General features: G+C 72.6%; 15 protein-coding genes. 8 read left to right on the top strand and 7 right to left on the bottom strand.

Features of this window, described 5'->3' with window-relative positions; translation table 11 throughout:
* Positions 1-68: 68 nt before the first annotated feature.
* The 3 genes from Aeryth_RS08705 to cobA all read left to right on the top strand — a co-directional run bounded on the left by Aeryth_RS08705 (position 69) and on the right by cobA (position 3,763).
* Positions 69-1,082: a hypothetical protein gene (locus Aeryth_RS08705; protein WP_202967651.1), complete on the top strand. Its 1,014-nt coding sequence runs from the start codon at positions 69-71 to the stop codon at positions 1,080-1,082.
* A gap of 198 nt (positions 1,083-1,280) precedes the next feature.
* Entirely contained in the window at positions 1,281-2,579 is a 1,299-nt protein-coding gene (locus tag Aeryth_RS08700; protein ID WP_067857338.1) for a sulfate adenylyltransferase subunit 1, read from the top strand.
* 2 nt (positions 2,580-2,581) lie between these two features.
* The gene (gene cobA, locus Aeryth_RS08695) at positions 2,582-3,763 is read left to right on the top strand and encodes a uroporphyrinogen-III C-methyltransferase (RefSeq protein ID WP_067857335.1); all 1,182 of its coding nucleotides are present in this window, start codon (positions 2,582-2,584) and stop codon (positions 3,761-3,763) included.
* Between the two features lie 4 nt (positions 3,764-3,767).
* Here the strand turns inward: cobA and Aeryth_RS08690 are convergent, their stop codons facing one another.
* The 3 genes from Aeryth_RS08690 to Aeryth_RS08680 are packed head-to-tail and all read right to left on the bottom strand — an operon-like array spanning position 3,768 to position 5,242.
* Positions 3,768-4,199 carry a hypothetical protein gene (locus Aeryth_RS08690; protein ID WP_067857332.1) on the bottom strand — a complete coding sequence of 144 codons (432 nt, stop codon included), beginning with the start codon at positions 4,197-4,199 and terminating at the stop codon, positions 3,768-3,770.
* On the bottom strand, positions 4,192-4,557 hold the full coding sequence (locus tag Aeryth_RS08685) for a hypothetical protein (protein WP_067857329.1): 366 nt from the start codon (positions 4,555-4,557) through the stop codon (positions 4,192-4,194). The genes Aeryth_RS08690 and Aeryth_RS08685 overlap by 8 nt, the downstream gene beginning before the upstream one ends.
* A gap of 1 nt (position 4,558) precedes the next feature.
* Entirely contained in the window at positions 4,559-5,242 is a 684-nt protein-coding gene (locus Aeryth_RS08680; protein ID WP_083516360.1) for an alpha/beta hydrolase, read from the bottom strand.
* Between the two features lie 151 nt (positions 5,243-5,393).
* Between Aeryth_RS08680 and sigK the strand changes: the two genes are divergently transcribed.
* The 4 genes from sigK to Aeryth_RS08660 are packed head-to-tail and all read left to right on the top strand — an operon-like array spanning position 5,394 to position 8,066.
* The gene (sigK, locus tag Aeryth_RS08675; protein WP_067857327.1) at positions 5,394-5,990 is read left to right on the top strand and encodes an ECF RNA polymerase sigma factor SigK; all 597 of its coding nucleotides are present in this window, start codon (positions 5,394-5,396) and stop codon (positions 5,988-5,990) included.
* Positions 5,987-6,691: an anti-sigma factor gene (locus Aeryth_RS08670; RefSeq protein ID WP_067857325.1), complete on the top strand. Its 705-nt coding sequence runs from the start codon at positions 5,987-5,989 to the stop codon at positions 6,689-6,691. The genes sigK and Aeryth_RS08670 overlap by 4 nt, the downstream gene beginning before the upstream one ends.
* A gap of 43 nt (positions 6,692-6,734) precedes the next feature.
* On the top strand, positions 6,735-7,502 hold the full coding sequence (locus Aeryth_RS08665; RefSeq protein ID WP_236749698.1) for an alpha/beta fold hydrolase: 768 nt from the start codon (positions 6,735-6,737) through the stop codon (positions 7,500-7,502).
* Between the two features lie 27 nt (positions 7,503-7,529).
* On the top strand, positions 7,530-8,066 hold the full coding sequence (locus Aeryth_RS08660; protein WP_144433734.1) for a hypothetical protein: 537 nt from the start codon (positions 7,530-7,532) through the stop codon (positions 8,064-8,066).
* Between the two features lie 18 nt (positions 8,067-8,084).
* Here Aeryth_RS08660 and Aeryth_RS08655 read toward each other — a convergent pair whose 3' ends face one another.
* Genes Aeryth_RS08655 through Aeryth_RS08645 form a run of 3 tightly spaced genes read right to left on the bottom strand, consistent with a single transcriptional unit; the run spans position 8,085 to position 10,277 of the window.
* On the bottom strand, positions 8,085-8,570 hold the full coding sequence (locus Aeryth_RS08655) for a hypothetical protein (RefSeq protein ID WP_067857317.1): 486 nt from the start codon (positions 8,568-8,570) through the stop codon (positions 8,085-8,087).
* Between the two features lie 46 nt (positions 8,571-8,616).
* The gene (locus Aeryth_RS08650; RefSeq protein ID WP_067857314.1) at positions 8,617-9,897 is read right to left on the bottom strand and encodes a WXG100 family type VII secretion target; all 1,281 of its coding nucleotides are present in this window, start codon (positions 9,895-9,897) and stop codon (positions 8,617-8,619) included.
* On the bottom strand, positions 9,894-10,277 hold the full coding sequence (locus tag Aeryth_RS08645; protein WP_067857311.1) for a hypothetical protein: 384 nt from the start codon (positions 10,275-10,277) through the stop codon (positions 9,894-9,896). The genes Aeryth_RS08650 and Aeryth_RS08645 overlap by 4 nt, the downstream gene beginning before the upstream one ends.
* Positions 10,278-10,393: 116 nt before the next feature.
* Here Aeryth_RS08645 and Aeryth_RS08640 point away from each other — a divergent pair, with 116 nt between their 5' ends.
* Entirely contained in the window at positions 10,394-10,729 is a 336-nt protein-coding gene (locus Aeryth_RS08640; protein WP_067857309.1) for a DUF4333 domain-containing protein, read from the top strand.
* Positions 10,730-10,750: 21 nt separating this feature from the next.
* Here the strand turns inward: Aeryth_RS08640 and gcvP are convergent, their stop codons facing one another.
* Entirely contained in the window at positions 10,751-13,615 is a 2,865-nt protein-coding gene (gene gcvP, locus Aeryth_RS08635) for an aminomethyl-transferring glycine dehydrogenase (protein WP_067857306.1), read from the bottom strand.
* Positions 13,616-13,691 lie beyond the last annotated feature (76 nt).

Genomic DNA, 13,691 nt, shown 5'->3' with positions numbered 1-13,691 from the left:
AGCATCGGACAGGACGGCCCGAAGTCGCGCATCTTTCCAGCGACTTTGATCTCCTCTAGATTGCAGATGTGAACTCCTCGATCTCACTTCGCACTGAGACCCAAGCCAATGAGGTCGGAGACATGGGTCAGGCCGTGCGTGCCGCCATCGCGCCGATCCTGCACGGCCTTCTGTTCTCGACGAAACTTGAGCGCATCGAATGGCATGGCGGCTACGAGGTCATCACCCTCAAGCAATTGGCCGTCAGCAGAGAGCCCGGGGACGGGGATCTCGGCATCTGCTTCGAATACGCGGCCCACGATGCCGTTGCAAGGGGAGAAGAGTCCGTCGTCGACAGGGTTTCGGAGGCGTTGAAGCTCTGCAGGGTCGGTGATGGAACCCCGAGCTCCATTCTCTTTGGCGCCGAGAAGGCGGGAGCCCAATCTCTCATCGCGACGGCGGCAAGCACGCTGACGGATGACTCACGCGTGATGAGCGGCGTTGCAGGGCGGCCAGTGAAACTGAAGCGACACCTCGACTCCCTTGCTCGTGCGTTCCGACAAGCCAGTGCGCGCGAAGCGCTTCCCGGAAGCATCCGAGGGCTTTGGCGAGCGGACCTCTTCTTGGGCACCACTGACGACGATCGTTGGGTCGGCACCTCGGTCAAGCACAATCCAAGAGATCTGACGCCTGGAGGGCAGGGGATGCGTATCGGTCTGGTCCCTCTGCCTTGGGATGGTTCCGACCTGGTTCGACTAGACGAGCAGAAGAACCTCGTCATCTGTCCTGTCCCCTACAACGACGCGTTTATGGAAGTCTTCAACGTCGCCTGGCGAATCGTTGCAGCCGTTATGGCCGCGCGAGGCAAACAGCCCAAGGCTGCTCTACTAGCCTTGGCTAGCGAGCAGTTCGTAGCGAAGGAACTGGTAGACCGGATGAACCTGCCGGTACTCGAAGTCATCGAGGCCATGCGCGTTCTGGGTCAGCCTCATCTACTGCGCCCAAAGGAGGAGGACATCAGCCTCGTGCCGGCCGGGCGTTCCTCTTCCACACAGGAAACCGGGCAAGTCGTCGCGCCGGTTCCCGTCGGGCTCTCGGAGTAGAACGGCACCCTCTGGCCTGACCCGTGAGAGCAATCGTCTCAGGGATCTGCAGGTTCCGACGAGCCTGTAGCCCGAACACGTAAAATCGGCCCGTGATCACAACAAGGATCGGGACCTTCTGATGCCGACGTCGTTCTCGCTTGTCTCGCAGTTCCCAGAGGTCGAATGTGGGACTTGCAGAACAGAGGGCTACTTCTGATGGCCACCACCACCTCGCCCACGAAGACCGTCCTCCGGCTGGCGACGGCCGGCTCCGTCGACGACGGCAAGTCCACCCTCGTCGGCCGGCTGCTCTACGACTCCAAGTCGGTGCTGGCCGACCAGTTCGACGCGGTCGAGCGGGTCAGCCGCGACCGCGGGCTCGCGTCGGCCGACCTCGCGCTGCTCACCGACGGACTGCGGTCCGAGCGCGAGCAGGGCATCACGATCGACGTCGCCTACCGCTACTTCGCGACCGCCGAGCGGTCGTTCATCCTCGCCGACTGCCCCGGCCACGTGCAGTACACGCGCAACACCGTCACCGGCGCCAGCACGGCCGACGTCATCGTGCTGCTCGTCGACGCCCGCAAGGGCGTGCAGGAGCAGACCCGCCGCCACCTGGCCGTCGCCTCGCTGCTGCGGGTGCCGCACGTCGTGGTCGTCGTCAACAAGATCGACCTCGTCGACTTCGACGAGGCCACGTACGACCGGGTCGCGGCCGAGGTGCTCGCCGTCGCCACGTCGCTCGGGCTGACCGACGTCACCACGATCCCCGTGTCGGCCCTCGACGGCGACAACGTCGTGGAGTCCTCCGCGCGGACGCCGTGGTACGACGGGCCGAGCGTGCTGTCGTTCCTCGAGACGCTCGAGCCGGCAGGCGAGCCGCACTCCGAGCCGCTGCGCTTCCCCGTGCAGCTGGTGATCCGTCCGCAGGCCGCCGGCGGCGACGAGCACCGCGACTACCGCGGCTACGCGGGCCAGGTCGCGTCGGGCCTCGTGCGCCCGGGCGACGCCGTCACGGTCCTGCCGAGCGGGCGGACCAGCACCGTCGCCGGCATCGACACCGCCGACGGCGAGCTCGACGTGGCGTTCGCGCCGCAGTCGGTCACGCTGCGCCTGACCGACGACGTGGACATCTCCCGCGGCGACCTCATCGTCACCTCCCGCAGCGTCCCGGCCGTCACGCAGGACGTCGAGGGCACGGTCGCCTGGCTCGCCGACCACCGCCTGGCCGGCCGCACGAAGGTGCTGCTGAAGCACGGCACCCGCACCGTGCAGGCCATGGTCACCGAGATCAAGGGTCGTCTCGACCTCGACGCGGCGACGCTCGAGCCCGCTGACTCCCTCGAGCTCAACGACATCGGGCACGTCACCCTGCGCCTGGCCTCGCCCATCGCGGCCGAGGAGTACCTGCACGCCCGGGCGGGCGGGTCGTTCCTCCTCGTCGACGCGCAGGACGGCACGACCCTGGCCGCGGGCATGGTCGGCGACGCGCTGCTCGCGACCGCTACGGTCTGAGCGTGCCTCTCCCCCTCACCCTGCGTCCGGAGGGCCGCCGCGTCGTGGTGGTCGGTGGCGGCACGGTGGCCTCGCGCCGCGTCCACGCCCTGCTGGGCGCCGATGCCGACGTCGTGGTCGTCGCACCCGAGGTCAGCGCCCGCATCCGCGAGCTCGCCGACCTCGGCCGCCTCACCTGGATCGAGCGCGGGTACCGCACCGGCGACCTCGACGGCGCCTGGCTGGTGCAGACCGCCACCGACAGCCCGGTCGACGACCTGGTGGCGGCCGACGCCGAGCAGGCCAGGGTGTGGTGCCTCAAGGGCGGCGACCCCGACCACGCGACGGCGTGGATGCCGGCGGTGGCCTCCGTCGACGACGTGCACGTGGCGGTGAGCGGGGGTGGCGACGCGCGCCGGGCGTCGGTGCTGCGCGACGCCGTCGCGACGGCGCTGCAGTCCGGCGACCTCCCGCTGCGGCACCGGACCCACCACCCGGAGGGCTCGGTCGCCCTCGTGGGCGGCGGGCCGGGCGACGCAGACCTGCTCACCACGCGCGGCCGACGCCTGCTGGCCGAGGCCGACGTGGTCGTCGTCGACCGACTTGCACCCCTCGACGCGCTCGACGAGCTCGCCCCGGACGTGGAGGTGGTCGACGTCGGCAAGCTGCCCGACCACCACCCTGTCCCGCAGGACGAGATCAACCGGATCCTGGTCGACCGCGCCCTGGCCGGCAAGCTCGTCGTCCGGCTCAAGGGCGGCGACCCGTACGTGCTGGGCCGCGGCGGCGAGGAGCGTCAGGCGTGCGAGGCGGCCGGGGTGCCCGTGGAGGTCGTCCCCGGCGTCACGAGCGCCATCGCCGTCCCGGCGGCGGCCGGCATCCCCGTGACCCACCGCGGCGTCGCGACGGGCTTCAGCGTCGTCACCGCGCACGACGAGCTCGGTGACCTCCCCGCATCGCCGGACCACACCATCGTCATGCTCATGGGCGTACGCCGGCTCGCCCAGAGCGCCGCGACGCTCGTCGCCGCCGGACATCCCGAGACCTCGCCGGTCGCGGTCGTGGAGCGCGGCTGCTCGCCCGACCAGCGGGTCACCGTGGGCACCCTGGCCACGATCGCCGAGCGCTGCGTCGAGGTCGGGGTGGGCTCGCCCGCCGTCACGGTGGTGGGCGAGGTCGTCCGCCTCTCCCCCGCCTGGCGCTGACGGCTCAGGCGCGGCCGCGGGTGCGACGCAGCCACCACAGCCCGACGAACGGCAGCACGAGCGGGACGTAGCCGTACCCGGCGCCGAAGTCCGACCACACGGTGGCATCCGGGAACAGCTCGCCGTCCAGGAGCGTCAGCAGGCCGACGCCGAGCACGCCCACCAGCTCGAACAGGACGGCTCCCACCGCCAGCCGGTGCCGGTCCGTGCCGAGGGCGAAGGTCGCGACGACGTACACCACGCCCGCGAGCGCCGACAGCGCGTACGCGACGGGAGCCTCGTCGGCCTTCACGACCAGCTGGTAGAGCGAGCGGGCCGTCGCCGCGATGGCGAAGACGGCGTAGACGGCCACGAGCGCCCGGCCCGGACCGGTCGAGGTCCGGCCGCCCTGGCTCGCGTCCGAGGGCGTGCGGTCGGGTGAGGTGCGCTCAGACATAGGTGCCCTTCCAGATCCCCAGCAGCCGCACCATCAGCGCGGCGACGGTGAGCAGTGCGACGACGACGACCCCCGTGCCCCACCGGCTCTTCTCGGCGATTCCCCACAGGACGGCGGCCGGCGGGAGGACCACCACCGTCAGCCAGTACGACACGTACAGCCCGCCCGACACGTCGCGGTCGGTCTGCGCGAGCGCCACGAAGCCGCCGACCATGGCCACCACCAGCACGATCTCCAGGACCGACACCGCATAGAACAACGGGTTGCCGAACGGTGCGTCCCGCACGGTGTGCGTCGCCGCGAACACGGCCACCAGCAGCGCCAGCAGGGCGACGCCGTAGGCGATCGTGTCGGTCACGTCAGGCTGGTCCTCTGGTCGGCTCGTCGGTGTCGCGGGGGTCCCGGGCGTCGGCGCCCAGGATCCGCAGGGTCGAGTCTTCCACGAAGCCGTTCCACGTCGACACCTGGCGCAGCATGTAGTGCCCCGCGCCGGGCAGGGCCGTCCACGTCGCCTCGGTCGCGATCGGGCGGCAGCGCTCGACGAAGGTCCGGCTCAGGGCGGCGGAGGTCCACCGGTCCTGCGGTCCGTGGAGCACGTGCAGCGCGCGGCCCGCGAGGGCGCGGTGCGGCTCGCCGGCCGGCAGCCACGGCGCCAGGCCGACGACGCCGACGACCGAGCGGTCGTCCGCCGTGCGGCACGCGGTGCGGCCACCCATCGAGTGCCCCACGAGCACGACCGGCAGGGCGCCGTGCTGCTCGCGCAGCCGGTCCAGCGCCCACCGCGCGTCGCGCACCGGGGACGGGTCGTGGTCGTCGTTCCAGCCCCGTACGCGGTGCTGCAGCAGGTGCACCGCCAGGTGCTCGCGGCGGGCGGTCGGCCGCAGCGCCTTGGCGACGAGCAGCATGCGCCACCAGCTCGCGTTGCGGTTGCGTACCGGCTGGGTGCTGCGCTGCTGACCGCCGTGCAGCACGAGCACCACGGCTCGTGGCCGGTCCGGCACGTGGATCGCGTCCAGCCGCGGCTCGCGCGGTTCCTCGCTCATCAGACCACCGTGACACAGGGGTCCTGAGGCTGCAGCCGGAGCGTGGGGGGCTCTCCCTAGGATGTGACCGAGAACTCTTCCCCGCTCGACCCATCCACCCCGGAGGCAGCCGCGAATGGCCCGTAGAAGCTTGTTCGGGAAGGAGTCGCGCATGAGCCAGTCAGCAGCCGATCGCCTGGCCGCGGTTCCGGAGACCGCTCAGGCGGTCGACCCCGACGACCTGCTCGTCCGTGTCGCTCGAGGCGACGAGGCCGCGTTCGCGGCACTCTACGACGTCCTCGGTGCGACCGTGTTCGGCATGGCCCGTCGCGTCATCCGCGACCCCGCCCGGGCCGAGGAGGTCGCCCAGGAGGTGTTCCTCCAGGTCTGGCAGACCGCGGCGCGGTTCGACCCGGCACGCGGCACCGCCAAGAGCTGGGTGCTCACGCTCGCCCACCGTCGCGCCGTCGATGCGGTCCGTCACGACCAGGCGGCCACGAACCGGGAGAACAGCTACGACTGGTCGCCCGGCGTCGACCACGACCAGGTGCTGGAGACCGTGACCATCCGCCTCGAGCACGAGCAGGTACGCCGCTGCCTCGAGGGCCTGACCGAGCTGCAGCGCGAGGCCGTCAACCTCGCCTACTACCAGGGATACACCTACGCCGAGGTCGCGCAGGTGCTCGGCGCCAACCCCGCCACCGTCAAGACGCGCATGCGCGACGGACTCGTCCGTCTGCGTGACTGCATGGGAGTGGAGGTCTCATGACGCACGATCTGCACACCCTCGCCGCGCCCTACGCGCTCGACGCGCTCGACCCGCACGAGCGGGCCCGGTTCGAGGGCCACCTCGATCAGTGCGCGGAGTGCCGCCAGGAGCTGCGCGGCTTCCACCTCACGGCACTGCGCCTCGCCGAGGCCGAGGCCGACACGCCTCCGCCGGCGCTGCGTGCGCGTCTGCTGGCCGAGGTCAGCGCGACCGCGCAGGAGCGTCCGGTCGTCACGACGCTGGCGCAGCATGGCCGGATCCGCCGTGCCGGCCCGCGCCTGCTGGTCGCCGCCTCCGTCCTCGTGGCGGCCGGTGCGATCGGCGGCTACGTCTCCGAGCACCAGCGTGCCGACAGCCTGCAGGCCGACAGCGCGCGGATCAGCGCGGTGATGGTCGCGGGCGACGCCACCATGCTCGACGGGAAGGTCCGCACGGGCGGCACGATGCGCGTCGTCGCCTCGCCCTCGCACGACGCCGCCGTCGTGATGGGCTCCGACCTCAAGCCGCTCGACGACGGCCACGTCTACCAGGTGTGGGCGATGCACGACGGCGTGCCGCGCTCCCTCGGCGTGCTCGGCAACGGTGCCGGCATGATCTACGCGCAGGACATCGCGGGCAGCGACGCCTTCGCGGTGACGGTCGAGCCCGACGGCGGCTCGCCGGCCCCGACGACCGACCCGGTCGCCGCGATGCCGGCCTGACCCCTCCGCCGCGCCGCGACACCTCTACGGGACCATGGTCGACGTGAACCCGCACGTGCTCGTGTCCCCCGCCATGGCGGTGCCGTCGCGCTTCTACCGTCCGCTCGTCGCGGCGTTCGAGGACGTCGGCTGGTCGGCGCAGGCACTGGGCCGGCGCGGGTTCGAGCCCGACGGCCCGACGGCCTCGCGCGCGAGCGACTGGTCCTACGCCGACGAGATCGACGACCTCGCCGACGCCGTCCGGTCCGCGCGCAGCGCCGAGCCGGGGCGTCCGGTGCTGGTGCTCGGCCACAGCCTCGGCGCACAGCTGGCGGTCGGGCTCCAGCAGCGGGACGACACCGCGGTGCACGCCGACGGGCTCGTGATGGTGGGAGCCTCCACCCCCCACCACCGCTTCTACCCCTACGGCGGTCTGCCCATGCTGGCCTTCGCCTCGACGATCCCGCTGCTGACGCAGGGCCTCGGCCACCTGCCGAAGCCCGCCTTCGGTGCGCCGGGTGCCCGCACGCTCATGCGGGAGTGGGCACGTTTCGTCCGCACCGGTCGCCCGCCCTTCGACGTGAGCGGCCCGGTCACCGCTCCGACGCTCGTCGTGCACCTGCAGGGCGACGCGTACGCCGTCTCCGCCGCCAACAAGCGCTTCCTCGAGCAGTTCCTGGACCCCGCGTCCGTGACCCGCTGGGTCTACACGCGCGACGCCGTCCCCGACGGCGGGAGCACCGACCACGTCCGCTGGGTCAAGCACCCGGGCGTGGTCGTGGACCGGGTCGTCTCGTGGTGGCAGACCGCCTCGGTGCGCGCCGCGTCCTAGGATCGGCCCCATGAGCCGGAGCCGCGCATGACCCCCGCCATGGACCTCCTCCTGCAGGCCGTCCGCGACGCGGTGGAGGACACGCCGTACGTCGTGGACGTCGTCGACGACGGCTTCGACCTGCGCCTCGACCTCGCCGACCGTCGCTGGCGGACGGTCCTCGGGGCGGCTGGCATCGAGCGGACGGTGATCCACGAGGTGCGCCCCCGGGGCGACGGTGTCGCCGTCACCGACGTCGTGCGCCGCGTCGACTGGGTCGCGGGTGCGCCGGCACTGGCCGGCTCCGCGTCGGTCCAGCGGGGACGCACGATCGCACTCGGGGTCGAGAAGGTCTGGGGGCTCGACGAGCACGGGATGCCGGTCAAGGTCGCCGACCTGCGTTTCGCCCCCCAGGAGGGACGCGAGCTCGTCACCCTCGCGGCCCAGCAGGTCGGCCTGCGCGTCGTGCGTGGCGGTGCCGAGCTGGTCGGTCTGGTCTTCGCCGGCATCGCGGTCGGCGGACTCCTCGTCGGCGGCCTGGTGGTCCTGGTGCTCTGGCTGACCGGCGTGCTTCCGCCCGGCTGACGCGCGGGCCGCGACCGCTCAGGCGCCCTCGGGACGCGCCGAGGCCACGAACGTCTGCAGCTGCGGGCCGAGGGTGCCGAGCTGCTCTGCGAGACAGGTGAGCGTGAAGACGACCACCGCGCGACGGTCGCCGTCCCGCGTGGGGGCCGTCGCCACGACCTGCGCCTGGCGAACCTCACGCTGGCGACCCTGCAGCGGCGCCCGGCCGGCGAGCACCTGGGAGACCCCGGGCGCGGTCGGCGTCCCCGACATCACGCGGTCGACGACCTCGGCGTCCGCGACCTGCTCGGCGAACACGGCCAGGGACTCCTCGGCCACCACGGCCACGTCCTCGGTGGCGTCGCGCAGCCCGCCCGAGACGGTCAGCAGGGGCGCGAAGACGGCGCCGGGCTCGGGCCGGGTCGCCGCGAACGCCGCCCCGGGGAGGCCGAGCTCGGCGGGGTCGGCCACGAGCCACCCGGGGTCGGGCAGCCTCAACGTCAGGTCGATGGGCAGCTGGGCCACGGCCGGTCCTCTCCTCGAGCGGTCACGGGGGTGGTCACGCAGGTCGTCATGGGAACAGCTCCGTCAGCGCGGTGACACCGCTGTCGAGCGACTCCACGAGCTCCGGCACGTCGACCTCGAGGTCGAGCCCGAGCTTGCCGCCCAGGCCCCAGGCCGCTCCCCCGGACCCGCTCAGCCGGAAGACGCCGTCATCGTAGCCGAGCACGCCGTCGGCACCGGCGCCCGCGCCCGCCCAGCCCTCGGCCGTGCCGCGGGCCGTGATGCCGAAGAGCCCGCCCTCCAGGTCGCCGGCGATGCGCGCGCCGGCGAACACCTCGCCGCCCACGTGGACCCCGGTCGCACCGACGTCGGCGTGCCCCTCGGCCGACGCCTCGACGGACCCCTCGGCGGACGCGCCGTAGTGGCCGTACTCCCAGGCGTGCTCGAACTCCCCGGACGCGCCGACCAGCGTCAGCGTGCCGTCGGCGTTGAGCCGGAGCCCCTCGGGGGTCAGGCTGCCGCCGGCGGAACCGTCGGCGGTGAGGAACCGGAACTCGCCGTCGGCGGTGGCACGGCCCCCGGCGATGTAGTCCTCCCAGCCGCCCTGCGCGCGGTAGACCCAGGCGTCACCGCTGGCACTGCCGAAGCTGAGCCCCGCGTCGCTGTGCTCGCCGTCGCGGTAGTCACCGGTGCGACGGTCGCCGAACGCCTGGGAGAAGGCGTCCCAGGTGAAGGTCGGGCCGGACACCTCGCCCTCGGCGCCGAACCAGCTGCTGCTGCCCTCGGTCCGCGAGCCCGGCAGTCCGCCGAGCGACCGCACGGCGTCGGTGCCCGCCGAGTCGAGGGTGTCGCGCGCGTCGGAGAGGATCTCCTCGGCCTCGTCGCGCAGGTCCTGGCCGGGGTCGACGAACGTGCCCGGGTGCGGCGGGAGGGGGCCACCGCTGCGGATCGCCTCGTTGTAGGCGTCGACGTCGCGGTTGAACGCCTGGGTCGCGGTCTCGGTGGCCTGCTCCCCGCGGTCCCAGGTCTCGATCGCCTCCCGGGCGCGGTCCTGCGCGGTCCGCAGGGCGCCGGCGTACCCGGTGAACGCCGTCGCGGCGGTCTCGAGGACCTCCACGAGCCGGGTGAAGCGGGTCAGCTCCTCGTCCATCCGCGTCTCCCAGGCATCGGCCGCGACACCGGTCCACGACGCGGCACGCACCCGCGACAGCGCGGTGCGGCGGGCGTCGACGTCGCTCGCGGTGTCGGAGAACCGGGTGGCGATGCTCTCGACGGTCTCGACGCTGCCGACGACGAGCGCCGTGGGGTCGTCGGTGCTGCCGAGGGACGCGCCGGCGACGAGCGTCACGGCTGTCCTCCCGTGCCAGAGCCCTGGAGCGGCACCGCCGGGCCGATCCGTGGCGGCCCGGGGTCGAAGCCCTCGGGCAGGCCCAGCGCCGTGATCGGGTCCTGCGCGAAGCACTGCGCGACCTGGTCGTCGGTGCTCTCGTAGCGCGAGGCGACGTAGTCGAGGGCGCCCGCGATGCCGACCATGGCCTCACGCAGCTGCGCGGCGGCGTCGTCGACCTGTCCGGCGATCGTCGTCATCCAGGTGTCGAGCTCGACGTGGCCGAGCGCGGTGTCGGCGTAGCAGACCTGCAGCACCGTGAACCCGGCGAACGGGTCGACCTCGGTGCGCAGCGTCTCGGCCGCTGCGCGCAGCTCGGTCGGAACCACCTCGAAGGACATGAGCCCACCCCCTCTGGACGACATGTCAGACACTAGTCCAGGTCCTGGGTGCAGGTCACGCCCTCCCGCGTGTGGCGTGGGTATCGTGGGGCCGCACCCGATCCTGGAGGAGCGTCATGCGACGTCGCGCGACAGCCGTGCTCGTGTCGGTCGGTCTCCTCCTCGCTGCGGCCTGCAGCGTCGACGTGAGCGCAGGCCGCGTCGGCAGCATGCCGGAGCGGCAGGTCGAGCAGCAGGTGATGGACAGCCTGCGCGAGAAGTACGGCCGTGCGCCCGACCGGATCGACTGCCCCGGACGGCTCGTCGGCGAGGTCGACCGCACGATGCGGTGCACGCTCGTCGACGAGGACACCCGCTTCGGCCTGACCCTGACGGTCACGTCCGTGACCGGAGAGCGGGTCCGGTTCGACATCCAGGTCGACGACGCGCCGCTGCCCGGCGACACGGCCTGAGGCCGCGCGCCGAGCCACGACTCAGGCGAAGGCCTCGATCGGCGGGCAGGAGCAGGTCAGGTTCCGGTCGCCGTAGGCCTGGTCGATGCGGCCCACCGGCGGGAAGTACTTGTCCTGGGTGCTGCCCGTGGGGAACACGCCCGTGGCAACCGGGTAGGCGTGCTGCCAGTCGAGCAGCTCGCGGGCCGCGTGCGGAGCCTGCACGAGGGGGTTGTCGCCCTCGGACCACTCCCCTGCCGCGACCTGGTCGATCTCCGCGCGGATGGCGAGCATCGCGTCGCAGAAGCGGTCGAGCTCGGCGAGGTCCTCGGACTCGGTGGGCTCGACCATCAGCGTGCCCGCGACCGGGAAGCTCATGGTGGGTGCGTGGAACCCGTAGTCGACGAGCCGCTTCGCGACGTCGTCGACGGTGACACCGGTCTCCTTCGTGATGCCGCGGACGTCGAGGATGCACTCGTGCGCCACCAGCCCGGAGCGTCCGGTGTAGAGCACCGGGAAGGCGTCCTTGAGCCGGGCGGCGACGTAGTTGGCCGACAGGACCGCCACCGACGTGGCGTCGGTGAGTCCCTGCGCGCCCATCATCGACACGTAGGCGAACGGGATCGGCAGGATGCCCGCCGAGCCGTACGGTGCCGCGCTGATCGCGCCGATGCCCTGACGCTTCGCGGCGACCGGGTGCAGCGGGTGGCTCGGCAGGAACGGCACCAGGTGCTCGGCCACCGCGACGGGGCCGACGCCGGGACCGCCGCCACCGTGCGGGATGCAGAACGTCTTGTGCAGGTTCAGGTGCGAGACGTCGCCGCCGAACGTGCCGGGCTCGGCGTGGCCGAGCAGGGCGTTGAGGTTGGCGCCGTCGACGTAGACCTGGCCTCCCGCGGCGTGCACGACGTCGCACAGCTCGGTGATGCCGTCCTCGTAGACGCCGTGCGTCGACGGGTAGGTCACCATGATCGCCGCGAGGTCGTCGGCGTGCTCGGCGCAGACCGCGCGCAGGTCGTCGAGGTCGACCTCCCCGATCTCGGTGGCCTTGACGATCACGACCCGCATGCCCGCCATGACGGCCGACGCGGCGTTGGTGCCGTGCGCCGAGCTCGGGATCAGGCAGACGTCGCGACGCTCGTCGCCGTTGCTGCGGTGCCAGGCGCGGATGGCGAGCAGGCCGGCCAGCTCGCCCTGCGACCCGGCGTTCGGCTGCACGGAGACGGCGGCGTAGCCGGTGACCGCGGCGAGCCACGACTCGAGCGTCTCGACGAGCTCGATCATGCCCGCGGCGTCCTCGGCCGGCACGAAGGGGTGCAGGTCGGCGAAGCCGGGCCAGCTGATCGGCTCCATCTCGGCGGTCGCGTTCAGCTTCATGGTGCACGAGCCCAGCGGGATCATGCCGCGGTCGAGCGCGTAGTCGCGGTCGCTCAGCGTGCGCAGGTAGCGCAGGAGCTGGGTCTCGCTGCGGTGCTCGGCGAACACCGGGTGGGTGAGGATCGCGTCGTCGCGGACGAGCGCCTCGGGCAGCGCGTCGGCGGCGGGACCCTGGTGGGAGCCGGCGACCCCGAACGCACGCCACACGGCCTGCAGGTGCGGCACGGTGGTGACCTCCGACGTCGAGACGGCCACGTGGTCGGCGTCGACCCTGCGCAGGTGGATCCCCTCGGCGCGGGCCCGGCCGACGACGGCGTCGGCCTCGCCGGGCACCCGGGCGACCACGGTGTCGAAGTACGTCTCGTGCAGCACCTCGACCCCGCCGGCCACGAGGCCCGCCGCGAAGGTCGTCGCGGCGGTGTGGACGTGCTGCGCGATCCGCCGCAGGCCCTCGGCGCCGTGGTAGACGGCGTACATCGAGGCCGTCACGGCCAGCAGCACCTGCGCCGTGCAGATGTTGGAGGTCGCCTTCTCACGACGGATGTGCTGCTCGCGGGTCTGCAGCGCCAGCCGGTACGCCGGACGTCCGTCCTTGTCGACCGAGACGCCGACGAGGCGCCCGGGCAGGTGTCGCTCGAGCCCGTCACGCACGGCCATGAAGCCGGCGTGGGGCCCGCCGTAGAACATGGGGACGCCGAAGCGCTGCGACGAGCCGACCACGACGTCGGCGCCCAGCGAGCCGGGTGAGCGCAGCAGCACCAGGGCGAGCGGGTCGGCGACGACGACGGCCAGGCCACCCGCCGCATGGACCGCCTCGATGGCCCGCGACGGGTCGGTGACGGCGCCGTCGGCCGCCGGGTAGGCGACGATCGCGCCCGCGACGTCCGCGGGCACGTCGTCGGTGCCGAGGTCGACGTCGAGGAGCTCGATGCCCAGGGCCTCGGCGCGGGTGCGCACGACCGCGAGCGTCTGCGGCAGGAGGCGGGTGTCGAGGACGAGAGGACGCAGGTCCTTGCCACGGGCGGCGCGGCGCACGAGCGTCATCGCCTCGGCGGCTGCGGTGCCCTCGTCGAGCAGGGAGGCGTTCGCGGTGGTCAGGCCGGTCAGGTCGGCGACCATCGTCTGGTAGTTCAGCAGCGCCTCGAGCCGGCCCTGCGAGATCTCGGGCTGGTAGGGCGTGTAGGCCGTGTACCAGGCCGGGTCCTCCAGCACGTTGCGTCGGATGACGGCCGGCGTCACGGTGGGGTGGTAGCCGAGGCCGATCATCGAGACGCCCGGGTTGTTGCGGGAGGCGAGGGCCTTCAGCGTGCCGAGCGCGGCCTGCTCGCCGAGCGCCGCGGGGAGCGTCGGGGCCGACGTCGCGCGGATCGACTCCGGGACGGCGGCCTGCATGAGCGAGTCGAGGGACGTGTGGCCGATGCGCTCCAGCATGGCCTGCTGGTCGCTGGCACGCGGGCCGATGTGCCGGTCGACGAAGACGTCGGTCGGTGCCGTCAGCGGGCTGGTCGTCGAGGGGGCGTCAGAGGACATGCAGGGACTCCAGGGATCGAGGTCTGGTTTCCCTCCCCTCCTGTCACGTCCGCACGGTGACGTGCGCTCCAGGGTG

It is taken from the genome of Aeromicrobium erythreum (assembly GCF_001509405.1).
Lineage (GTDB): Bacteria > Actinomycetota > Actinomycetes > Propionibacteriales > Nocardioidaceae > Aeromicrobium > Aeromicrobium erythreum.
The sequence above is the reverse complement of the archived record's forward strand: the minus strand, read 5'-3'. Positions and strand labels throughout refer to the sequence as shown.